General features: G+C 68.5%; 18 protein-coding genes, 1 tRNA gene, 2 pseudogenes and 2 riboswitches. Of the genes and pseudogenes, 14 read left to right on the forward strand and 7 right to left on the reverse strand.

The genetic code is table 11. From position 1 onward, the window contains the following. The first annotated feature begins 40 nt into the window (after window positions 1-40). Together WT97_RS35185 and WT97_RS13090 are read left to right on the forward strand one after the other, a co-directional pair. A complete protein-coding gene (locus WT97_RS35185; protein WP_082751384.1) occupies window positions 41-325 on the forward strand; it encodes a DUF4145 domain-containing protein in 285 nt (94 codons plus the stop codon). Window positions 326-892: 567 nt separating this feature from the next. After that, window positions 893-1045 (forward strand): annotated as a pseudogene (locus WT97_RS13090) (site-specific integrase); the annotation flags it as partial. A 54-nt stretch (window positions 1046-1099) separates the two neighbouring features. Here the strand turns inward: WT97_RS13090 and WT97_RS13095 are convergent. Continuing rightward, window positions 1100-1175, reverse strand: a tRNA-Arg gene (locus WT97_RS13095). 251 nt (window positions 1176-1426) lie between these two features. Between WT97_RS13095 and WT97_RS13100 the strand changes: the two genes are divergently transcribed. Continuing rightward, window positions 1427-2314, forward strand: a complete 888-nt coding sequence (locus tag WT97_RS13100) for a cytochrome c5 family protein (protein ID WP_059503237.1) — start codon at window positions 1427-1429, stop codon at window positions 2312-2314. Between the two features lie 109 nt (window positions 2315-2423). Here WT97_RS13100 and WT97_RS13105 read toward each other — a convergent pair whose 3' ends face one another. Continuing rightward, window positions 2424-4511, reverse strand: coding sequence for a UvrD-helicase domain-containing protein (locus WT97_RS13105; RefSeq protein ID WP_059503235.1), 2088 nt, complete (start codon window positions 4509-4511; stop codon window positions 2424-2426). 308 nt (window positions 4512-4819) lie between these two features. On the opposite strand from WT97_RS13105, the gene WT97_RS13110 reads away from it, so the two are divergent. From WT97_RS13110 to WT97_RS13145, 8 genes are all read left to right on the forward strand, one after another. Then, window positions 4820-5122 (forward strand): hypothetical protein, encoded by a 303-nt coding sequence (locus tag WT97_RS13110; protein WP_060353582.1) that lies wholly within the window; start codon window positions 4820-4822, stop codon window positions 5120-5122. A 63-nt stretch (window positions 5123-5185) separates the two neighbouring features. Then, window positions 5186-6238, forward strand: a complete 1053-nt coding sequence (locus WT97_RS13115) for an oxidoreductase (RefSeq protein ID WP_059503233.1) — start codon at window positions 5186-5188, stop codon at window positions 6236-6238. Window positions 6239-6454: 216 nt separating this feature from the next. After that, a complete protein-coding gene (locus WT97_RS13120) occupies window positions 6455-6817 on the forward strand; it encodes a hypothetical protein (RefSeq protein ID WP_060353583.1) in 363 nt (120 codons plus the stop codon). Window positions 6818-6930: 113 nt separating this feature from the next. Beyond that, a riboswitch (glycine riboswitch) is annotated at window positions 6931-7033 on the forward strand. Window positions 7034-7066: 33 nt separating this feature from the next. Continuing rightward, a riboswitch (glycine riboswitch) is annotated at window positions 7067-7200 on the forward strand. An 83-nt stretch (window positions 7201-7283) separates the two neighbouring features. Then, a complete protein-coding gene (gene gcvT / locus WT97_RS13125) occupies window positions 7284-8402 on the forward strand; it encodes a glycine cleavage system aminomethyltransferase GcvT (protein ID WP_059791251.1) in 1119 nt (372 codons plus the stop codon). Between the two features lie 124 nt (window positions 8403-8526). Beyond that, window positions 8527-8907 (forward strand): glycine cleavage system protein GcvH, encoded by a 381-nt coding sequence (gcvH, locus tag WT97_RS13130; RefSeq protein WP_059503227.1) that lies wholly within the window; start codon window positions 8527-8529, stop codon window positions 8905-8907. 57 nt (window positions 8908-8964) lie between these two features. Beyond that, window positions 8965-11892: an aminomethyl-transferring glycine dehydrogenase gene (gene gcvP / locus WT97_RS13135; RefSeq protein ID WP_060353584.1), complete on the forward strand. Its 2928-nt coding sequence runs from the start codon at window positions 8965-8967 to the stop codon at window positions 11890-11892. A 150-nt stretch (window positions 11893-12042) separates the two neighbouring features. Then, entirely contained in the window at window positions 12043-13185 is a 1143-nt protein-coding gene (locus tag WT97_RS13140) for an alginate lyase family protein (protein WP_060353601.1), read from the forward strand. A 30-nt stretch (window positions 13186-13215) separates the two neighbouring features. Continuing rightward, window positions 13216-14604 (forward strand): L-serine ammonia-lyase, encoded by a 1389-nt coding sequence (locus WT97_RS13145; protein ID WP_060353585.1) that lies wholly within the window; start codon window positions 13216-13218, stop codon window positions 14602-14604. A 66-nt stretch (window positions 14605-14670) separates the two neighbouring features. Here WT97_RS13145 and WT97_RS13150 read toward each other — a convergent pair whose 3' ends face one another. Beyond that, window positions 14671-15072 (reverse strand): type II toxin-antitoxin system VapC family toxin, encoded by a 402-nt coding sequence (locus WT97_RS13150; RefSeq protein ID WP_059503220.1) that lies wholly within the window; start codon window positions 15070-15072, stop codon window positions 14671-14673. Beyond that, complete coding sequence (vapB, locus tag WT97_RS13155; protein ID WP_059503218.1) at window positions 15072-15308, reverse strand: type II toxin-antitoxin system VapB family antitoxin; 237 nt, start codon at window positions 15306-15308, stop codon at window positions 15072-15074. Before vapB ends, WT97_RS13150 begins: the two co-directional genes overlap by 1 nt. A 399-nt stretch (window positions 15309-15707) precedes the next feature. Between vapB and WT97_RS13160 the strand changes: the two genes are divergently transcribed. Together WT97_RS13160 and WT97_RS13165 are read left to right on the forward strand one after the other, a co-directional pair. Continuing rightward, the gene (locus WT97_RS13160; RefSeq protein WP_060353586.1) at window positions 15708-17411 is read left to right on the forward strand and encodes a thiamine pyrophosphate-binding protein; all 1704 of its coding nucleotides are present in this window, start codon (window positions 15708-15710) and stop codon (window positions 17409-17411) included. Between the two features lie 8 nt (window positions 17412-17419). After that, a complete protein-coding gene (locus WT97_RS13165; protein ID WP_373558479.1) occupies window positions 17420-18502 on the forward strand; it encodes a glycosyltransferase family 9 protein in 1083 nt (360 codons plus the stop codon). Window positions 18503-18611: 109 nt separating this feature from the next. Here WT97_RS13165 and WT97_RS13170 read toward each other — a convergent pair whose 3' ends face one another. The 3 genes from WT97_RS13170 to WT97_RS13180 all read right to left on the reverse strand — a co-directional run bounded on the left by WT97_RS13170 (window position 18612) and on the right by WT97_RS13180 (window position 22126). Then, complete coding sequence (locus WT97_RS13170) at window positions 18612-19628, reverse strand: helix-turn-helix domain-containing protein (protein ID WP_059791246.1); 1017 nt, start codon at window positions 19626-19628, stop codon at window positions 18612-18614. A 246-nt stretch (window positions 19629-19874) separates the two neighbouring features. Further along, entirely contained in the window at window positions 19875-20423 is a 549-nt protein-coding gene (locus WT97_RS13175) for a hypothetical protein (protein ID WP_060353602.1), read from the reverse strand. A gap of 176 nt (window positions 20424-20599) precedes the next feature. Further along, window positions 20600-22126, reverse strand: coding sequence for an aldehyde dehydrogenase family protein (locus tag WT97_RS13180; protein WP_059503208.1), 1527 nt, complete (start codon window positions 22124-22126; stop codon window positions 20600-20602). A gap of 189 nt (window positions 22127-22315) precedes the next feature. Between WT97_RS13180 and WT97_RS13185 the strand changes: the two are divergent. Further along, window positions 22316-22874: pseudogene (locus WT97_RS13185) on the forward strand (pyridoxamine 5'-phosphate oxidase family protein). The last annotated feature ends 224 nt before the right edge of the window (window positions 22875-23098 follow it).

A 23098-nucleotide genomic window follows, 5' to 3' on the forward strand; every position in this document is an offset into this window, starting at 1 on the left:
CGGGCGATGGACCGGCCGCCCGGCGCGTGCCCGGCCTCCGATGCGTCGTCTCGCCGTACCGAAGTTGTATGTCCCGCTCGGCGAATCAGGGAAGCACATCGATTCAGACATCGCGTCTCTCGTACAAAAGGGACTGAGGCCCAAGATCCAGCGCGCCCTGGACATTGTCCGCGTAATCGGAAACGAAAGTGTGCACCCCGTTAACTTGACGTTCGGGACGACGATGATCACGGATCCGCGTGAAGTCGACGCGCTCTATGAACGACTGCCGGAGAGCAAACGAGAGGCTATCGAGCGACGAGACACGGCAAAACCCGCAAAGTGACCAGCCGGAAAACCAGCATTGGGTTGTGGCGCGAGCAACGCTATCGAGACTGCATAACCAAGGCGCATAAAAGTACGTCAAGGAATCGGCCCGCCAATCTCCGCGCAGCCCGCGCCAGACGGCCCCCGAGCGCCGGGCGCATGAGTGCATAAAAATCGCTCGTTTTTGCGGGCAGACGAGGCGGGTCACAATTGCGCATATGGGTTCCGCGCCGACGTCGCCAAGGGCTCGGCTGCGTCCCGCAGGCCCCATGCATAGTCCACATCTCGGCGTCTGCACCTCGTCGCAACAAGCCAAGCCTCGATTCAAAAACCCCCGGCCACAGGGGGACCGTGACCGGGGCAAGGAACCGTCCGTACTCAGGCACGAGGAGGACGTATGAAGAGTCTAGGAGGCCAATTTTCTTTCCCAAATAATGGAAAACTAGCATTTAAAACGCTCATTATTCGTCGACAGGAAGCAGTGGCAAGCCTGTGGCGTGACGATTCAAACGCGGGGAACTGCAACATGCCGGTCCAGAACGACATCGCCGCCTCAAGCGGCCGAGTCTGCATAAACAGTGTCGCCCAACGCGGCACGCCGCTACAGGTGTTGAAGGAACTGGGCGGCTGGGAAACGCTGGAAATGGTGCAGCGGTACGCGCACCTGTCAGCCGATCACTTGGCGCATTGGGTCAGGCCGCTGACGGCCGAGCCGGCGCCGATGCTAGCTGCAATTTAGCTGCAATGAGTCTGTCCGACGAAGGGAGGAAACCGCTGAAAGCCTGACTAGACTTGGCGCGCCCGGCTGGGATCGAACCAGCAACCCCTGCCTTCGGAGGGCAGTACTCTATCCATTGAGCTACGGGCGCGTGAGACAGTGAAGCGACCCCATATACAGGCCGCCCACGATTGGCAAGACGGCAAGGATACCCGGTTTCCCATGACGCGTCCACCTCGCCCGCCGAATCGCCGTCGGGCGAGCCTGCGTGCGGGTAAACACGCGCCATCGCATCGCTCGCCGTGATGTAAACGTTCCGTCTATAATCGTCCGTGCTTCATTGGACTGCCATTTTGCCGTTGCACCGCGCTCACAATTCCTATTCACGGAGACGAGGCAAGCATGAGCGAAGCACCCCACGAATCTCCCGTCAAAACCCCTGGGCAGCTGATTGCCGTCATCATCGCGTCGTTCGCGATTCCGATCGTCCTGATCGTCCTGTTCGCCAATTACGCGAACCATGCGTTCCGTTCCGGCGCCGGCACGGACGCGCTGTCCGACGAGCAGGTCGCCGCACGTATCGCCCCGATCGCGAAGGTCGACGTGAAGGACGCCAACGCGCCCCGCACGTACAAGACGGGCGAGGAAGTCTACAAGGCCGTCTGCGTAACCTGCCACGGCACCGGCGCCGCCGGCGCGCCGAAGTTCGGCAACAAGGACGACTGGGCGCCGCGCATCTCGCAAGGCTTCGACACGCTGCTGAAGACGGCCCTCGCGGGCAAGGGCGCGATGCCGGCGCGCGGCGGCACGAGCCCCGACGACGTCAGCGACTATGAAATCGCGCGCGCGATCGTCTACATGGCGAACAACGACGGCGCGAACTTCCCCGAACCGGCCGCACCGGCCGCCAATGCGGCGCAGCCCGCCAGCGGCGCACCCGCGTCGGGCGCCGACGCGTCGAACGCGCAGGCCGCCGCCGCCATGGCGGCGATCGCCGCGATCCCGAAGGCCGGCGAAAAGCCCGCGGCCGCCCCGGCCGGCGCCGATGCGGCAACGGCCGGCAAGGCGCTGTACGCGTCGACCTGCCAGGCCTGCCACGCGGCCGGCGTGCTCGGCGCACCGAAGTTCGGCAGCAAGGAAGACTGGGCGCCGCGCCTGAAGGATTCGATGGATACGGTCTACAACTACGCGCTGCACGGCAAGGGTGCGATGCCGCCGAAGGGCGGATCGAACGCGTCGGATGCCGACGTGAAGGCGGCCGTCGATTACATGGTCAACGCGGTGAAGTAACGCTCCCGCTCGGCCATCCGTAAAAAACCCCCGCGACGCACGCGCTTCGCGGGGGTTTCGTTTTCGTGCGGCCGGTTCGTCGCGCCGTCGGGCGCACAGCGGCGCCGCGTCACTTCTGCAGCAACGCTTTCAGGCTCGCGAGCCGGTCCTTCGGCGACATCGGCGCCTCTTCCGGCGTCGGCGGCGGCGCTTCGTCGAGCCCCATCTCGGGAATGAACCGCGACGGTTCGCACACGACCGTCTCGCGCGCCCGCTTGCGCTTCTTGCACCAGTTCAGGTGCAGGCTGCGCTGCGCGCGGGTGATCGCGACGTACATCAGCCGGCGCTCCTCCTCGATCCGTTCGTTGTCGATCGGGCCGTCGTCCTCGCTCCCGCCGCGGTGCGGCATGATGCCTTCCTCGACGCCGACCAGGAACACGTGCGGATACTCGAGCCCCTTCGACGCGTGGACGGTCGACAGCCGCACGGCGTCCGGATCCTCGTCCTTGCCTTCGAGCATCGACATCAGCGCGACGGTCTGGATCAGGCCGAGCAGGTTCTTGCCGGTATCGGCGAGCCCGTCCGCGTTGTGGAAGCCGTCGGCCTCGCCGTCGACGGCTTCCGTCTCGGGCTTCGTGCCCTTGCGCTTCAGCCATTCGAGGAATTCGAGCACGTTCTGCCACTTCGACTGCGCCTGCCGCTCGTCGAACGCGTCGTACAGGTACGCCTCGTAGTGGATCGCCTCCATCATGTCGTCGAGCACGACGGTCGCGGGCTCCTTGTCCGCGCGCTCGGTCAGGCGCTGGATGAAGTCGCAGAACATGCGCAGCGGCTCGATCTGGCGCGCCGACAGCCGCGCCTCGATCCCGCCCATGTACACGGCCTCGAACAGCGACACCTTCGCCTGCCCCGCGAACGACCCGAGCGCCTCGAGCGTCGTGTTGCCGATGCCGCGGCGCGGCGTCGTGACCGCGCGGATGAACGCGGGATCGTCGTCGGCGTTCGCGATCAGCCGCAGGTACGCGCACAGATCCTTGATCTCGGCTTTGTCGAAGAACGACTGGCCGCCCGACAGCACGTACGGGATCCGCTCGCGCCGCAGCACCTGCTCGAAAATCCGCGCCTGGAAGTTGCCGCGGTAGAGGATCGCGTAGTCGCGGAACTGCGCGCGCCGCTCGAACTTGTGCGCGGACAGCCGGAACACGACCGATTCGGCCTCGTGTTCCTCGTCATTGCACGCCGTGACGGTGATCGAATCGCCCATCCCGTGCTCGGACCACAGCTTCTTCTCGAACAGCTTCGGGTTGTTCGCGATCACGTTGTTCGCGGCGGTCAGGATCCGCACCGTCGACCGGTAGTTCTGCTCCAGCTTGATCACGTGCAGCTTCGGGAAATCCTTGCCGAGCTGCGCGAGGTTCTCCAGCGTCGCGCCGCGCCAGCCGTAGATCGCCTGGTCGTCGTCGCCGACCGCCGTGAACGCGGCTCGCGGGCCCGCGAGCTGCTTCAGCAGCTCGTACTGGCATGCATTGGTGTCCTGGTACTCGTCGATCAGCAGGTAGCGCAGCTTGTTCTGCCAGCGGTCGCGCACCTGCTCGTTCTTCGCGAACAGCTCGGCAGGCAGGCGGATCAGGTCGTCGAAATCGACCGCCTGGTACGCATGCAGCGTCGCCACGTAGTTGCGGTAGACCAGCGCGGCCTGGTGCTCGTCCTCGTTGGCCGCGATCGCCATCGCCTCGTCGGGCATGATCAGGCCGTTCTTCCACAGCGAGATGATGCTCTGGATCTTGCGGATCAGGCCCTTGTCGGTCGTGCCGAGCTGCTCCTGGATCATCCCGAAGCAGTCGTCCGAATCCATGATCGAGAATTGCGGCTTCAGGCCGACGTGCTCGGCCTCCTGGCGCAGGATCTGCACGCCGAGCGAGTGGAACGTGCAGACGGTGAGCTGGTTGACGGGCACCTTGCGGCCTTCCTTGCCGGGCGTGGTGAGCGTCTTGCCTTCCAGCAGCTTGGACACGCGCTCGCGCATTTCGGCGGCGGCCTTGTTCGTGAACGTGACGGCGGCGATATGGCGCGGCTCGAAGCCTTTCGCTTCGATCAGGTGCGCGATCTTCTGCGTGATCACGCGGGTCTTGCCACTGCCCGCGCCGGCGAGCACGAGGCAGGGACCGTCGAGGTAGCGCACCGCTTCATTCTGAGCGGGATTGAGGCCTGCGGACATGATGGCGGATGGTGTTGCTGGTTGACGGCGGAGCGCCGGGGAGGATGCCGTGCGCGGCAGGCTGGCGAAGCTAGCGGACACGCGGGCAGGACGCGCATGTTAACACGTCGGCGGCGTGTATTTCGGGTGCGCCGCAGGGCAGGGGCCGGCAGGCTTGCCGGGCGGGCACCCACTGTCCGTTCGCCGTGGTCGCGCCTGTCCGTTCGGCCAATCCGGCCCCGTCCGCGCTGCGATCGGACACAATACGCACTCCCCGGCGCCACCCGCCGGCCCGCTTCAATTCACCTGAGCGTCACCGGATCGATCTCATGGAATACCTGCTCGCCGCCGCCAGCGTCGGCCCGCTGCTGTCCGTGCGAGGGCGTTACATGCGCCGGCGCCGCGTCGCGCCGCGGCAGTTCGAGACGGCCAGCCCGCGCGACGGCGTAGCCGGCGACGGCCCGCGCCGGGGCAGGCTGGCCGCCCCGGCTCGCCGCGCACCGCGCGCCGGGTGGTCACGCCGTACGGCGCCCAACCCGCGCAAAATGCCGGCACTCCTTGTGCAAACGCCGCATCGCTTCGCGCGTTTCGCCCGGCGCGTCTGTGCAAGCGGCGGCGCCATGCCAAAATAGCCGGTCGTCTTCGTGCCGTTTCGGCGCGCCATCCTTTAATTTCCTTCGCAGCCAGGAATTGCCATGTCGTCATTGCTCAGGATTGGTTTGATGGGTTTCGGTTTCGCCGGCGCGACGTTCCACGCGCCCGTGATCGCCACGAGCGGCCGCACTGAAGTCGCCGCGATCGCGACGAGTCAGTCCGATCGCGCGCACGCCGCCTACCCGGGGGCGCGCATCGTCCCCGACCTCGACACGCTGCTCGGCCTCGACGACATCGAATGCGTAGTGATCGCCACGCCGAACGACACGCACTTCACGCTCGCGCGCCAGGTGCTCGAAGCCGGCCGCCACGTGGTCGTCGACAAGCCGGTCACGCTCACCGCCGACGAGGCGCTCGCGCTCGCGCGGCTCGCGAACGCACGCAGCCGGCTGTTCGCGCCGTTCCACAACCGCCGCTGGGATGGCGATTTCCTCACCGTGCGCCGGATCGTCGATTCGGGCGAGCTCGGCCGCATCACCTGCTTCGCGTCGCACTTCGACCGCTTCCGGCCGACGCCGCGCACGCGCTGGCGCGAGGAGCCAGCCCGCGGCGGCGGCCTGCTGCTAGACCTCGGCCCGCACCTGATCGATCAGGCGCTCGCGCTGTTCGGCACGCCGGACACCGTGAGCGCCACCGTCAAGACGCGCCGCGACAACGGCACGGCGCCCGATTTCGTGCACCTGCTGCTCGGCTATCCGGACAAGGACGTCGCGCTGCATGCGAGCGCGCTGTCGGCGATCGAGCCCGCGCGCTTCACGCTGCACGGCACACGCGGCAGCTACCAGAAGTTCGGGCTCGACACGCAGGAAGACCAGCTCAAGGCGGGCCTCACCGCCGACGACGTCGAATTCGGCGGCGGCAATCCGCCCGGCCTGCTGCGCGTGCTCGACGGCGACGTCGAGGTCGAACGTCCGGTGCCGACGCTCGACGGCCAGTACGCGGAGTTCTACCGCGCGCTCGCCGCATCGATTCGCGACGGCGCGCCGTTCCCCGTCACCGCGCAGGACGCGGTCGACGTGATGACGATCATCGAGCTCGCCGCGCAGAGCGAGCACGACGGCCGCCGGCTGCCGTTCGTGCGCCGTATCGTCTGATCGTTGCCGGCCGAGTGAGCGCCGACCCGGCCGGCATCCCGCGCCACGCACCGTAGCGTCTGCCGCCCACGGCCCCGTCGGCTCGGCGGCATGGCGGCATGGCGGCATGGCGTCTCAACATTCCGTTACAAATGGTGCGGGAACGAAAGTCAGCGGTCGCCCGGTCTGACGCGTTTCTCGAAAATCGATCCGACACCCATCCGTCAGGAGAATTTGATGCAACGGTTGATTCGCGCAGCGGCATGCTGCGTCCTGGTTTCCTCGCTCGCGGCCTGCATCGTGCAGCCGCAGCGGCCGGCCCGGCAGGCGCCCCCGCCCCGACCGAATCCGCAGGTCGTCGCGAACGACCGCATGCAGGAGGTCCAGGGCCGGATCGACAACCTGCACCGGCGGATCGACGCGCGCGTGAACGGCGGCTACTACCCGCCGCCGTATGGCGCGCAGTTGCACCACCGCCTCGACGTGATCCGCCAGGAAGCGAACGACATGGCGGCCCAGCACAACGGCGGCCTGTCCGGCGACGAACAGCGGGTGCTGAATCAGGAACTCGACACGGCCGCACGCGCGATCGGCGAGTAACACGCTGGCACCTGCCGGAGCGGATGACGCGGCGGCGCCCAGGGCCGCCGCTTGTCGCGAAGCGACATTCTTTTGCCCAAATTGACAATGCCCACCCGCTCGCGTACAGTCGCCCGCACGCGTCGGGAGAGCGTGCGACCGGGTGTTCCGACACCGGTTGCGCCGCCGAAGGGGCACACCCGCAAACTCTCAGGCAAAAGGACCGACCGCGTCGGGGAACCGCGTCCGCGCACTGCGCGCGCAATACGTTCCCCGCACTCTGGAGAGCGGCAGTAGCCCGCAGCACATTGGCTGCGCGGGCAAGCTGCCCACCGAAGGGGCGCGCGCTCGCCGGGCTTGGCCCGCAGCGCAATCTCTCAGGTATCGAGGACAGAGGGGCATGTACCGGATTGCTCGAGGCCATCGGCCGCGGCGGTCGGCACATGGCCGTTCTGATCCGCGCGCAAGCGCCTTGCCTGAGGCCTCGATGACTGCACTGAATCACACCCCGCTCAACGCCGCGCACCGCGCGCTCAATGCCCGCATGGTCGACTTCGGCGGCTGGGACATGCCCGTCAACTACGGCTCGCAGATCGAAGAACACGCGGCCGTGCGCACCGACGCCGGCATGTTCGACGTGTCGCACATGTGCGTCGTCGATTTCACCGGCAGCCGTGTGCGCGCGTTCTTCGAGCATGCGATCGCGAACCACGTCGGCAAGCTCAAGACGCCCGGCAAGGCGCTCTACTCGTGCCTGCTCAACCCGCAGGGCGGCGTCATCGACGATCTGATCGTCTATTACTTCACCGAAGAATTCTTCCGCGTGGTCGTCAACGCCGGCACCGCCGAGAAAGACATCGCGTGGTTCAACCAGCTGAACGAGCAAGGCGGCTACGGCCTGACGATCGCACCGCGCCGCGATTTCGCGATCGTCGCCGTCCAGGGTCCGAACGCCCGCGAGAAGGTCTGGGCGACGGTGCCGTCCGCACGCGCGGCCACCAGCGAGCTCAAGCCGTTCAACGCCGCGCAGGTCGCCGGCACGCCGTTCGGCGATCTCACCGTCGCGCGCACCGGCTACACCGGCGAAGACGGCTTCGAAGTGATCGTCCCGGCCGTGCACGTCGTAGCGCTGTGGAATGCGCTGCAGCAAAACGGCGTGCGCCCGTGCGGGCTCGGCGCGCGCGACACGCTGCGCCTCGAGGCCGGCATGAACCTGTACGGCCAGGACATGGACGACACCGTCTCCCCGCTCGACGCGGGCCTCGCCTGGACGGTCGACCTCAGCGCGCCGCGCGACTTCGTCGGCCGCGCCGCACTGGAAGCCAACGGCACGCGCGCCGCGTTCGTCGGCCTGATCCTGCAGAAGGAAAACGGCAAGGCGGGCGGCGTGCTGCGCGCGCACCAGAAGGTCGTCACGCCGCACGGCGAAGGCGAGATCACGAGCGGCACGTTCTCGCCGTCGATGCAGGAATCGATCGCGTTCGCGCGCGTGCCGGCGGCCGTGCAGATCGGCGACACCGTCCAGGTGCAAATTCGAGACAAGAATCTTCCCGCGCGCGTGGTAAAACTGCCGTTCGTGCGCAACGGCAAGGTCCTCGCTGCGTAACGACCGAGAAGCGGCCGGGGCCGCCTCCCGGCAAGCCGGGAGATGGCGCCCGGCGCAACCCCATCCGGCGCACCATGGCGGCGCGCCAGCAGAACGAACACACCTTTTTATCCAGGAGCATCCGATGAGCAACGTCCCGGCCGATCTGAAGTACACCGACGAACACGAGTGGATCCGCACCGAAGCCGACGGCACGCTGACGGTCGGCATCACCGATCACGCGCAGAGCACGCTCGGCGACATCGTCTTCCTCGAGCTGCCCGAAGTCGGCAAGTCGGTGACGGCGGGCGACGCCGTCGGCGTCGTCGAATCGGTGAAGGCGGCATCCGACATCTACTCGCCGGTGTCCGGCGAAATCGTCGAAGTCAATGGCGCGATCGTCGACGCGCCGGATCAGGTCAACAGCGACGCGTACGCAAGCTGGCTCTTCAAGATCAAGCTCGCGGACGGCGCATCGACCGACAAGCTGATCGATGCCGAAGCGTACGGCAAGCTGATCGACTAATTTCCCTTACCCGAACCGCGCGCGGCCGGTCGGCCCGCGCGGGACCAGAGTCACGCCATGAAGCTCGAACACCCGGACCGCCTGATGAACCGCACGCCCCTCTCGCTCGCCGCGCTCGAAACGCACGACGCGTTCGCCGAACGCCACATCGGCCCCGACGCCGCCAGCCAGCAGGCCATGCTCGACACGCTCGGCTTCGCGTCGCGCGCCGCCCTGATCGACGCCGTGATCCCGGCGTCGATCCGCCGCGCCGAAACGCTGCCGCTCGGGCCTTTCGCGCAGCCGAAGAGCGAGGCCGAAGCCCTCGCCGCGCTGCGTGCGCTCGCGGACAAGAACCAGGTGTTCCGCTCGTATATCGGCCAGGGCTACCACGACACGCACACGCCGGCCGTGATCCTGCGCAACGTGCTCGAAAACCCGGCGTGGTACACGGCCTACACGCCGTACCAGCCCGAAATTTCCCAGGGCCGCCTCGAAGCGCTCCTGAACTTCCAGCAGATGGTGGCCGACCTCACGGGTCTCGCGATCTCGAATGCATCGCTGCTGGATGAAGCCACCGCCGCGGCCGAAGCGATGACGCTGCTGCAGCGCACCGGCAAGCCGACGTCGAACGTGTTCTACGTGGCCGACGACGTGCTGCCGCAGACGCTCGAAGTGATCCGCACGCGCGCGCTGCCGGTCGGCATCGAGATCAAGACGGGCCCGGCCGCCGACGCGGCGCAGGCAAACGCGTTCGGCGTGCTGCTGCAGTACCCGGGCGTGAACGGCGACGTGCGCGACTACCGCGCGCTCACCGAAGCGATCCATGCGGCCGGCGGCCACGTGGTCGTCGCGGCCGACCTGCTCGCGCTTACCGTGCTGACGCCGCCCGGCGAATGGGGCGCGGACGTCGCGATCGGCAACACGCAGCGCTTCGGCGTGCCGATGGGCTTCGGCGGCCCGCACGCCGCGTATCTCGCGGTGCGCGACGAATTCAAGCGTCAGATGCCGGGCCGCCTCGTCGGCGTGACCGTCGACGCACAGGGCAAGCCCGCGCTGCGCCTCGCGCTGCAGACGCGCGAACAGCACATCCGCCGCGAGAAGGCCACGTCGAACGTGTGTACCGCGCAAGCGCTGCTCGCGATCATGGCGAGCATGTACGCGGTCTACCACGGCCCGCACGGCCTGAAGACGATCGCACTGCGCGTGAACCGCATCGCGGCGCTGTTGGCCGCCGGCGTGAAACAGCTCGGCTTCGCGACCGTCAACGATACGTTCTTCGACACGCTGACGATCGACACCGGCGCACGCACCGCGCAGGTCCACGAATTCGCGAAGGGCAAGCGCATCAACCTGCGCCGCGTGAGCGACACGCAAGTCGGCGTGTCGGTCGACGAAACGACGACGCGCGACGACCTCGCCGATCTGCTCGACGTGTTCGCGCAGGCCGCGGGCGGCACCGCACCGGCCGTCGATGCGCTGGATGCAGGTCTCGCCGGCGTCGCCGCATTGCCGGCCGGCCTCGAGCGCACGAGCGCGTACCTGACGCACCACGTGTTCAACCGCCACCATTCCGAAACCGAAATGCTGCGCTACCTGCGCAGCCTGTCGGACAAGGATCTCGCGCTCGACCGCTCGATGATCCCGCTCGGCTCGTGCACGATGAAGCTGAACGCGACGTCGGAAATGCTGCCCGTCACGTGGCCCGAGTTCGGCCGGATCCACCCGTTCGCGCCGGCCGAGCAGACCGTCGGCTACCGCGAGATGATCGACCAGCTCGAACAGATGCTCGTCGCGGCCACCGGCTACGCGGCCGTGTCGCTGCAACCGAACGCGGGCTCGCAGGGCGAGTACGCGGGCCTGCTGATCATCCACGCGTACCACGCATCGCGCGGCGAAGGCCATCGCGACGTGTGCCTGATCCCGGCATCCGCGCACGGCACGAACCCGGCGTCCGCGCACATGGCCGGCATGAAGGTCGTGGTCGTCGCGTGCGACGCACAGGGCAACGTCGACATCGCCGACCTGAAGGCGAAGGCCGAGCAGCACTCGAAGAACCTGGCGGCGATCATGATCACGTATCCGTCGACGCACGGCGTGTTCGAGCAGAACGTCCGCGAGATCTGCGAGATCGTGCACGCGCACGGCGGCCAGGTGTACGTCGACGGCGCGAACATGAACGCGATGGTCGGCCTGACCGCGCCGGGCCAGTTCGGCGGCGACGTGTCGCACCTGAACCTGCACAAGACCTTCTGCATCCCGCACGGCGGCGGCGGCCCGGGCGTCGGCCCGGTCGCGGTCGGCGCGCACCTCGCGAAGTTCCTGCCGAACCAGCGCTCGACCGGCTACGCACGCAGCGAAGACGGCATCGGCGCGGTGTCGGCCGCACCGTACGGCTCGGCGTCGATCCTGCCGATCTCGTGGATGTACATCGCGATGATGGGCGCGAAGAACCTGACCGCTGCGACCGAAACCGCGATCCTCAACGCGAACTACATCGCGAAGCGCCTCGCGCCGCACTACCCGGTGCTGTATTCGGGCCCGGGCGGGCTGGTCGCGCACGAGTGCATTCTCGACCTGCGGCCGATCAAGGAATCGAGCGGCATCAGCGTCGACGACGTCGCGAAGCGCCTGATGGACTACGGCTTCCACGCGCCGACGATGAGCTTCCCAGTGCCGGGCACGCTGATGGTCGAGCCGACCGAATCGGAATCGCAGGAAGAGCTCGACCGCTTCATCGCCGCGATGATCGCGATCCGCGAGGAAATCCGCGCGGTCGAGGAAGGCCGCGCCGATCGCGAGGACAACCCGCTGCGTCACGCGCCGCACACGGCCGCCGTCGTCACCGCGAACGAATGGCCGCACGCGTACTCGCGCGAGCAGGCCGCGTACCCGGTCGCATCGCTCGGCACGAACAAGTACTGGCCGCCGGTCGGCCGCGCGGACAACGCGTACGGCGACCGCAACCTGTTCTGCTCGTGCGTGCCGGTGTCGGACTACGCATAACGCGCGTCACGCCCGGAGCCGGCCAACGGTGACCGCACCGCACGCAACCCCGGTTGCGTGCGGTTTTTGCGTTCGTCGGGCCGACCGGTTCACGTTCATCCGCCAATCCGGCTAACATCACACGCGATCCAGCCAATGAAGGAGTTCCGCATGGTGCGTCCGATGTTTCCGGGCCATGGTGCAACAGAGCGGCGGCCGCGCACGCGCGCAGGCCGTTCCGTGCCGATGCTCGTCGCGTCGCTGTCGCTGGCCGCCGCCGGCCTCGGCATGTCCGGCCGTGCGCACGCGGCGATGAATTTCTGCGCGGCGCCGGCGCTGCAGGCGAGCGAGACGACGCAGGCTGAGCCCGGCGTGCAGGCGCTGATCCGCAGCGTCGACGCGCGCATCGGCGAGCAGCCGAAGGCGATGGCGCGCGTGCACACCGAAGGCACGCTGCCGCACGAAGGCATCTACGACCAGAGTGCCGCCGCGCTCAAGGACATGGACCTGATGCGCGATGCGGCGCTCGCGTGGCGCGTGACGAACGCGCCGCGCTACCTGCAACTCGTCGACCGCTTCCTGTCCGCGTGGGTCTCGACCTATCAGCCGAGCTTCAACCCGATCGACGAGACGCGCTTCGACAGCCTGATCGTCGCGTACGACATGACCGCGAGCGCGCTGCCGGTGAAGACGCGCAACGCGGCGGCCACGTTCATCGCGAAGCTCGGCGCCGGCTATGTCGCGCAGGTCGACACGCAGAAGCGCCCGCTCACCGGCACCTGGCGCAACAACTGGCAGAGCCACCGGATCAAGCTGATCGCGCTGTCCGCGTTCACGCTCGGCGACCGCAAGATGATGAACGCCGCGCAGCGGCTGTTCGTCGAGCATCTCGCCGACAACATCGGCCCGGACGGCAAGACGTGGGATTTCGAGGAACGCGATGCGCTGCATTACGCGGTCTACGATTTGCAGCCGCTGGTGACGGCCGCGCTCGCCGCGCGCCGCTTCAACCGCAACTGGCTGCGCGAGCGCGGCGCGAACGGCGCGACGCTCGCGGCCGCGCTCGACTGGCTCGTGCCGTATGCGCTCGGCGAGAAAACGCACGAGGAATTCGTGAATTCGCCGGTGCCGTTCGACGCGAAGCGCCGCGAGGCCGGCCTGCCGGGTTACACGGGGCAGTGGGACCCGAAAAACGCCACCGAACTCTTTCATCTGGCCGCGCGGCTCGACGGGCGCTATGCCCGCGTCGCGCAGCAGCTTTCCCCAACGCCGCCCGCATGGCTCGCCGCGTGCCTGCCATTGCAGGCGCGCTAGCTTCATTCTTATCGCAAGGCAGGTATCGAAATGGCAGTCAGCGTGTTTGACCTCTTCAAGATCGGCATCGGTCCGTCCAGTTCGCACACGGTCGGACCGATGCGCGCAGCGCTGATGTTCGTCCAGGGCCTCGAGCGCGACGGGCTGCTCGACGCGACGGCCCACGTGAAGGTCGAGCTGTACGGCTCGCTCGGCGCCACCGGCAAGGGTCACGGCACCGACCGCGGCGTGATGCTCGGCCTGCTCGGCGACGCGCCCGACACGGTGGATCCCGACACGATCGACGCGCGGCTGGAAGACATCCGCAAAACGAAGCAGCTCGCGCTGCTCGGCACGCATCCGGTGCCGTTCGTGCTGAAGGAGAACATCGCGTTCTACCGCCAGGCGCTGCCCGAACATCCGAACGGGATGAAGCTGCGCGCGAGCGACGCGAACGGCGCGGTGCTGGTCGAGCGCACTTACCTGTCGGTCGGCGGCGGCTTCGTCGTGACGGCCGGCGCGCCGAACACCAAGGTACTGAGCGCGGCCGAGCAGATGACGCACCCGTTTCGCACCGGCGCGGAGCTGCTCGCGCTGACCGCATCGACCGGCAAGTCGATCGCGCAGCTGATGTGGGAAAACGAGCGCGCGTGGCACACCGAGCAGGAGACGCGCGACGGGCTGCTGAAGATCTGGGCGGTGATGCAGTCGTGCGTGTCGCGCGGTTGCGGGATCGGCAATCCCGACGCCGACGGCAACCTGCCCGGCCCGTTCCAGGTGAAGCGGCGCGCGCCGCAGCTGTATCGCGCGCTGACCGGCAACCCGGAGCGCGCGCTGCAGGATCCGCTGTCGATGGTCGACTGGATCAACCTGTACGCGATCGCGGTCAACGAGGAAAACGCGGCCGGCGGCCGCGTCGTCACCGCGCCGACCAACGGCGCGGCCGGCATCATCCCGGCCGTGCTGCATTACTACACGCGTTTCACGCCCGGCGCGAACGAACAGGGCGTGATCGACTTCCTGCTGACGGCCGCCGCGATCGGCATCCTGTACAAGCTCAACGCGTCGATCTCGGGCGCGGAAGTCGGTTGCCAGGGCGAAGTCGGCGTCGCGTGCTCGATGGCCGCCGGCGCGCTCGCGGCCGTGCTCGGCGGCACGCCGCAGCAGGTCGAGAACGCGGCCGAGATCGGGATGGAACACAACCTGGGCCTGACCTGCGACCCGGTGGGCGGGATGGTGCAGATCCCGTGCATCGAGCGCAACGCGATGGCGTCGGTGAAGGCCGTCAACGCGGCGCGCATGGCGCTGCGCGGCGACGGCTCGCACTACGTGTCGCTCGACTCGGTGATCAAGACGATGCGCGAGACGGGCGCCGACATGAAGACGAAGTACAAGGAAACGTCGCGCGGCGGCCTGGCGGTGAATATCGTCGAATGCTGATGCCGAACCCGGCGGCGACGCGGGACGGACCGATGTCCCGCATTGCCGCCGGCATGGCGCCCGGCGCTAGTCGTTCAGCCAGTTCTCCAGCCGCAATCCCGGATAGCTGACGAAATCCCGCTCGTTGTTGGTGACGAGGACGACATCGAGCGACACCGCATGCGCGGCGATCAGTTTGTCGAGGTGATCCTTCTTCCGCTCGCGGGTGGCCTCGCGGACCGGGCCATACGCTTGCGCGGCCGCGGCGTCGAAAGGCGCGACGGGAATATCCTCGATCAATGCGGCGAGATTGCGGCGCTCCCGGGCCGGGCTCGCACATGCGCTCACGCCGTACTCGAGTTCCGCATAGGTGATCGCCGACATGACGACGTCGCCCGTGTAGCACTGCGCGAATCGTTTCGCGACCTGCTCCGGCTGATTCTTCATCAGATAGATGCACATGTTGGTGTCGAGCATGAAGCGCGGCATCACAAACCCTCGCGTTCGGCCTGCTCCTGATCGCCACGCCCTTCGGCCATGAAGTCCGGCCCGAATTTCGCGAATTTCTCCAGTACCTGCGTCAGCGGCCGCCGCATCGGCCGAATCCGGATTTCATCACCGACGCGCTCGATTTCCAGTTCGATATCGCTGCGCTCGTAGGCGAGGTCCGCCGGAATCCGCACGGCCTGCGAGTTGCCGTTCCGGAATACCCTCGTGGTATGCATGTCGATCTCCGCATGGATGTACGTTGTATGTACATTATACGATGCGGTCTTAGATGTAAATCCATGTGTGTACATAACAGGTCTTCCGTTGACTGCCGAGCCGGCCACGCGGGCGACGCGCACCGCGCCGGCTTCGACCGGCTCCGTCAGCGTCTTTTGATCGATCGCCTGCTTTCCGCGTCGAGGCAAGCGCCTGGGTCGCCGTCCGTAGCGCTTACTTTTCACCGTCGCGCAAGCGGGCACAAGCCGGCCGTTCGGCCAGCCGAAGCCGGCGCGCATTCCCCGACCCTCCCAGCGTTCCGACACTTTTCAGCGGCCGGCGTACCGGCGGCCGGCGTACCGGCGCCCGGCCAACCGGCGTAAGCTGTACGTCCCGCTACCCAAGGGAGACGGCTGCCCATGTCGCATTCCAAGGATCTCGAGCCGCGCGCCACCACCGGTGCGCGACTGCTCGTCGATGCGTTGCTCGCCAATCACGTCGAACGCGTGTTCTGCGTGCCGGGCGAGAGCTTCCTCGCCGTGCTCGATGCGCTGGCGGACGACACCGCCCGCATCCAGACGGTCGTCTGCCGCCACGAGGCGGCGGCCGCGAACATGGCCGAAGCGGTCGGCAAGCTGACCGGCCGCCCCGGCATCGCGTTCGTCACGCGCGGGCCGGGCGCGACGCATGCGTCGATCGGCGTGCACACCGCGTTCCAGGATTCGACGCCGATGATCCTGTTCGTCGGTCAGTGCGCACGCGAGCACCTCGACCGCGAAGCCTTCCAGGAAATCGACTACCGCCGGATGTTCGGCCAGATGGCGAAATGGGTCGCGCAGATCGACGACCCGCGCCGCATCCCCGAATACCTGAGCCATGCGTTTCACGTCGCGACGTCCGGCCGGCCCGGCCCGGTCGTGCTCGCGTTGCCGGAGGACGTGCTGTCCGACGCATGCGCACCGCAGCCCGTCGTGCCGGCCGCGAAACGCATCGCGGCGGCGCCGTCCGCCGCGCAGATCGACGAGCTGCGCGAACGGCTTGCGCGCGCGGAACGGCCGTTCGCGATCGTCGGCGGCAGCGGCTGGACGCCGGACGCCTGCGCGAACCTGCGCACCTTCGTCGAACGCTGGCAATTGCCGGTCGCGTGCGCGTTCCGCTTCCAGGACACGATCGACAACGCACACCCGAACTACGCGGGCGACGTCGGGCTCGGGATCAACCCCGCGCTCGCGAAACGCATCCGCGACGCAGACCTGCTGCTCGTGATCGGGCCGCGCCTCGGCGAAGCGACGACCGGCGGCTACACGCTGCTCGACATCCCGAAGACGCGCCAGACGTTGATCCACGTGCATCAGGGCGCGGACGAACTCGGCCGCGTGTACGCCGCCGACCTGCCGATCGTGTCCGGCATGCCCGAGATCGCCGCGCCGCTGGCCGCGCTCGAACCGCCCGCGCGGCCCGCGTGGGCCGGCGCGGCCGCCGACGCGCACCGCGCGTACCGCGAATGGCATGCGCCACTGCCGATGCCCGGCGACGTGCAACTCGGCGACGTGATGGTGCAGTTGCGCGAGCGCCTGCCGCACGACGCGATCCTGACCAATGGCGCGGGCAACTATGCGATCTGGCTGCATCGCCACTTCGCGTACCGGCACTTCCGTTCGCAGCTCGCGCCGACGAGCGGCACGATGGGCTACGGGCTGCCGGCCGCGCTCGCCGCGAAGTCGCTGTATCCGCAGCGCGCCGTCGTCGCGCTCGCCGGCGACGGTTGCTTCATGATGGCCGGCAACGAGCTCGCGACCGCGATGCAATACGGGCTGAACATCGTGGCGATCGTCGTCAATAACGGTCATTTCGGCACGATCCGCATGCATCAGGAGCGCAACTACCCGGGGCGCGTGCACGGCACGGGACTCACGAACCCGGATTTCGCCGCGTATGCACGTGCGTTCGGCGCGCATGGCGAGACGGTCGAGCGCACCGCCGATTTCGCGCCCGCGCTCGAGCGCGCGCTGACCTGCGGGCTGCCCGCGGTGATCGAGATTCGCATCCCGCAGGACGCCAGCACGCCGGCCGCGACGCTCGAGCAGATTCGCGAGCAGGGCCGCCGCGCGCGCGGCGCATGACGATGGACATGCGCACCACGCCGCCCGTCGCCGCGCTGTCGCCCGACGACGCGCTGGCCTGCCCCGGCACGCTGCTCGCGCCCGACGGCATGCTCGTCGCGCCGTACGACCTCGAGCATGGCGACGCGCGCGCCGAAGGCTACGTGCCGGCCGCGCCGGCGCTCGGCCTGCTGCACGCCGCTCACCGGCCGTTCCGCCTCGATTACGGCGAGGCACAGCACGTGCACGTGATCAACGGGATGGGCGTCACGCTCGGCGATTCGGTGATCGGGCTGACGGCCCTCGCCGCGCTGCGTGCGGCCCATGCGGACCTGCGCTTCACGCTGTACCGGCCGGCGCGCGCGCCGCGCTATGTCGAAGCGCTGTACGCGCTCGCGGCAGACGTCGTCGCGCCGTCACGCACGCTGCCGTGCGCCGCCGACGCGCTGCCCGCCGGCGCGCACTGCATCGACGTCGGCAATCACCTGTACTGGCCCGCATTCGCGCGGCTGCCCATGATCGATTTCTTCCTCGACGCGCTCGGCGTCGATCCGGCCGCCGTGCCGGCCGCCGCGAAGCGCAACCGCTGGCTCGCGCGGCTGCCGCTGCCCGCGCTGCCGGCCGCGTGGCAGCGGCCGTACGTGCTGTTCTGCCCGAATGCGAGCACCGCGGTGCGCAGCATGCCGCCCGCACTGTGCGTCGCGTTCGTGGAACGGCTCGCGCAGCGTTACGGGCTGCCGGTGGTCGGCTTCGGCCCGCTCGCGCATCCCGCTTACGTGGACGTGAGCCGCGACGCGACCGACACCGCACGCTTCATCGCCTGGATCAAGGGCGCGAGCCTGCTGTTCGCGCCGGACACGGCGGCCGTGCATCTCGCCGACGGTTTCGACGTGCCGACGCTCGCGTGCTTCACGACGATCGGGCCGACATGGCGCGTGCGCGACTATCCGCACTGCGTGCCGGTCACGCTCGACGTGCCGGCCGAATTGCACGGGCTGCATCGCAGCGAGCGGCCGGACGATCTGGCGGCGGTCGAAGCCGCTTACCGCGCAATCGACTGGGACGCGCTGGCGTGGCCCGCGCCGCGCGACGCGGCGACGACGGCCATCTGAGCGAAGCCGGCGCGGCGGCGAGCGGACCGACCGAATCGGCAGCACGCGCCCGGCGCCAGCCCCCGCCGCGCGCGCCGCACCGGCCGCCCGGCTCACCGGGCCGAGCATCTCACGCGCGATCGCGCAGCGTCTCCGACGGCCGCTTGCCGAACAGGCGCCTGTAATCGGTCGCGAACTGGCTGAGATGCCAGAAGCCCCATGCCTCCGCGACGTCCTGCACCGAGCCGGCCGCGCGCCCGCACAGGTCGCGCCGCGCGCCGTTCAGCCGCAGCGTGCGCAGGTAGGTCGCAGGCGCCATCCCGAGTACGTCCTGGAAGCAGTACTGCAGCGTGCGCCGGCTCACGTGCAACTGCTCGCACAGCTCGGGCACGCCGACCGGGCGCGTGCGGTGCGCGAGCACGTAGTCGCGCGCCTGGTCGACGAGCCAGCGGCGCGTCGACGGCGCACTGCCGCTGCCGTCGTCGGCCGGCTGCGCGCACGCGTCGAACAGCGCGGCCAGCACTTCGGCCTGCAGGTCGTCGCGCTGCGCATCGGGCAGCGGGCCGGCCATCGCCACCGCACCGTCGAGCCGGCGGCCGAGCAGCGCGCACAGGCGCGCGAGCCGCGCGTCGCCGACCTGCATCACCCGCTGCGTGAACAGCCGCTCGTCGAGCGCGCGACGCTCGACTTCCTCCGCATAGCGGCGCAGCACGTCACCGCGCACGACGACGCCGTAGATCGAGAACTGCGCGGGCGTCACGAGTTCGAATTCGACGTTGCCGGGCCGGAACGCGAGTGCGCCGGGGCCGATGCGGCACGCATCGACGCGCGCCGAGCCGTCGCACACGAGCGGGATGCCGAACCAGTACGCGTCGCCGCGCACTTCGCACGCCTGGCGCAGCAGGTGGCTGGTCGATTCGCGAAACAGCTTCATCGTGTCGAGAGGCAGCTCGGTCAGCGTGCCGACGAAGCGGCCGGCCGCGAGCTGGTCGTAGGTCTGCCGCCAGCCGATCAGGTTGCGCGCCTGCTCGTCCGCATCGTGCGCGACGCTGACGACGGCCTGCCCGGCGAACGCGTCGTCGCCCTGCGCACTGCGCCGCGTGTCTTCGGCGGTCGGTTCTTCCGTACCCGCCACGTGTTGATCCATCGTGTCCTCCCTCACCTGCGCGGAACCCTGCGTATCACGCAAGTCCCGTGCCGAACCGCACGGCCCGGCGCGCCCCCGCCATTCCACGCTGTCCGGCCGATGCGCGCCATGCGGGCGCACCCGAAGGCGGCATGTCGCGCACGCCGCCGGTGCGATCCGCGCGGCGACCGCGCATGCGCGCCGCCGCCCGCGCACGGATGCCGACGCCAGGATGCCGACGCCCGGACGCCCGCGTCCGGATGCCGGCTACCGGGCCGGCTTCAGCCGCACGACCCGCGTGCCGCAATTGCCGTATGCCTGTGCGATCGCCAGTTCGACGATCGCGCTGCCCGCCGCCCACGGCGCCGCGTCCGCTTCCGGCAAATCGGCGCGCAGCGTGGCGCGACCGTTGATCCGGTAGCGCAGGCCGCGCACGAAATCGACGAACAGCAACCCAACCCCGCTGCCGTCGCAGGCGGCCGCGTCGATCCAGCCGCCGCCACCATCATGCGCGGCGGGCAACGCGAACCGCAGCGTCTTCGTATCGATCACGCGCACCACCGGCAGCAGATCGCCGTTCGCGTCGCGCCGGCTCTGCACGATGTCGCAGATCATCGACGCACCCGCGCCGGACGCCGTGCCGACGAACATGAACGGTTGCGATTCGACGAACTGCCGTACGCCGATGCTCAGCCGCGTGGTCACGGCGTCGCTCATTCGCTCGGCTTCGTCGGCGACGCCGAAGCGGTGTTGCGCGTCGAGTTCGCCCGGATGGAATACCGGGTGACGCGGAAAGGATCGGGGTGGTTCTGCCATGCCGGGAGTCGTCACATGCGTCGGTGCACCGTGCCGTCGCGCATGCGCGACGGCCGGCAGCGTTGCCGGCGCCGGCCGCCGAAAACGCAACCGACGCCGACTGTCGAACAGGGAAATCGAACCGGGCGACGCGCCGGGCCCAACCGGCCCCCGGCACGCCGCCGCGGCAGCGGCGATCAGAAGAACCCGAGCGCCTCGGCCTGGTAGCTGACCAGCAGGCACTTCGTCTGCTGATAGTTCGACAGCGCCATCTTGTGCGTCTCGCGGCCGATCCCCGACTGCTTGTAGCCGCCGAACGCCGCATGCGCGGGGTACAGGTGGTAGCAGTTGGTCCACACGCGGCCGGCCTCGACCTCGCGGCCCATCCGGTACGCACGCGTGCCGTTGCGCGTCCACACGCCGGCGCCGAGCCCGTAGAACGTGTCGTTCGCGAGTTCGATCGCTTCCTGCTCGTCCTTGAACGTCATCACCGACGCGACCGGCCCGAAGATCTCTTCCTGGAACACGCGCATCTTGTTGTTGCCGAGCAGCATCGTCGGCTTCACGTAGTAGCCGGTGCCGAGTTCGGCGGCCGGCGCCGTGCGCTCGCCGCCGGTCAGGCATTGCGCGCCCTCGCCGCGGCCGATGTCGATGTACGACAGGATCTTGTCGAGCTGCTGCTGCGACGCCTGCGCGCCGATCATCGTCTGCAGGTCGAGCGGGTGGCCGGCCTTGATGCGCTCGACGCGCGCGACGGCCTTCTCGATGAAACGTTCGTAGATCGATTCCTGGATCAGGATCCGCGACGGGCACGTGCACACTTCGCCCTGGTTCAGCGCGAACATCGCGAGCCCCTCGAGCGCCTTGTCGAGGAACGCGTCGTCCTGGTCGAGCACGTCGGCGAAGAAGATGTTCGGGCTCTTGCCGCCCAGTTCGACCGTCGACGGGATCAGGCTGTCGGCCGCCGCGCGCAGGATGTGCTTGCCGACCGGCGTCGAGCCCGTGAACGCGATCTTCGCGATCCGCTTGCTGGTCGCGAGCGCTTCGCCCGCTTCCTTGCCGAAGCCGTTCACGATGTTGATCGCGCCGGCCGGGAACAGGTCGCCGATCAGTTCCATCAGCACGAGCACCGATGCGGGCGTCTGCTCGGCCGGCTTCATCACGACGCAGCAGCCGGCCGCGAGCGCCGGCGCGAGCTTCCACGCGGCCATCAGCAGCGGGAAGTTCCACGGGATGATCTGGCCGACCACGCCGAGCGGCTCGTGGAAGTGGTACGCGACGGTGTTGTCGTCGATTTCGGAGATGCCGCCTTCCTGCGCGCGGATGCAGCCCGCGAAATAGCGGAAGTGGTCGATCGCGAGCGGCAGGTCGGCCGCCATCGTTTCGCGCAGCGGCTTGCCGTTGTCGATCGTCTCGGCCACGGCCAGCAGCTTCAGGTTCTTTTCCATCCGGTCGGCGGCGGCGAGCAACAGGTTCGCGCGCTCGGCGACCGACGTCTTGCCCCACTTGCGGCGCGCCGCATGCGCGGCGTCGAGCGCCAGCTCGATGTCGTCGGCGCCGGAGCGCGGCACGCGGCAGAACGGCTGGCCGTTGATCGGCGACACGTTCTCGAAATACTCGCCCTTCACGGGCGCCACCCACTTGCCGCCGATGTAGTTGTCGTATTGCTGACGGTACGGGTATTCGACGTCGAGGCCCAGTTGCTTCAGGTCAAACGGGTTCATACATGTCTCCTGTTCATCGTGCTTGTGTGAGTACAGCGCCGGTTGGAATGCGCTGGTCCCGTTTACGCAACATGCGTGCCAAACGGAACGGGTGCACGTCGATCGCGGCCGGCGCGCGCTCGCTCCGTGCGGTGTTCACGCACGCAACACGGCAGGTGTACCGATTCTGAACACCGCGGTTGCGCAGCGATGGGGCCGGTGTTCGGAATTTCCACAGTGGGCGGCGGTGCGTTGCCGCGAATGCGCGCCGCGCCGCATGGCATGTCGCTTGCGTGCGGATCGCGGATCCCCACGCACGGCGCACACGCCGACCGACACCATGACCGATCGCGGCCCCCTGACCGACGACGCCATCGCATTCATCCGCGAGCAGGCTTTCCTGATCGTCGCGACCGCCGACACGGCCGGCAACGCCGACTGTTCTTACCGCGGCCTCCAGCCGCGCGCCGACGGCTCGTTCGCGCCGCTCGTCGATATCCCGGACCGCCGCACGCTGGTGCTGCCCGACTTCGCAGGCAACAACCTGCTCAACACGATCGGCAACCTGCTCGTGAATCCGGCCATCGCGCTGCTGTTCGTCGATTTCGTGCGTCAGACGACCTGGCTCGTGCAGGGCCGCGCGACGCTCGACGAGGATGCGCAACGGCACGCGCGCCTGTGGCCGGATGCGTTGCGCTATCTGGTGATCGACGTGGAGTGCGCGCAGGCGCGCGCGGATGCAACCCTGCCGCCGCTCGTGCTGGCGTGACGCGCGGCGGGTGATGCGCTGACCGACGGACCATGCGGGCACGACGGCTGCGCCTACTGGAATGTCGAGGTGCCGAAGCGCCGATGACCCGAAGCGTCGAAGCGCCGACGTGCCGATGCGCCGATGCGCCGACGTGCCGATGGCCCGAAGCACTGAAGTGCCGAACCGCCGAACCGCCGAAGCACCGAAGTGCCGAAGTGCCGAAGTGCCGAAGCGCCACGATG

The organism is Burkholderia sp. MSMB1459WGS (assembly GCF_001534535.1).
Taxonomy (GTDB): Bacteria; Pseudomonadota; Gammaproteobacteria; order Burkholderiales; family Burkholderiaceae; genus Burkholderia.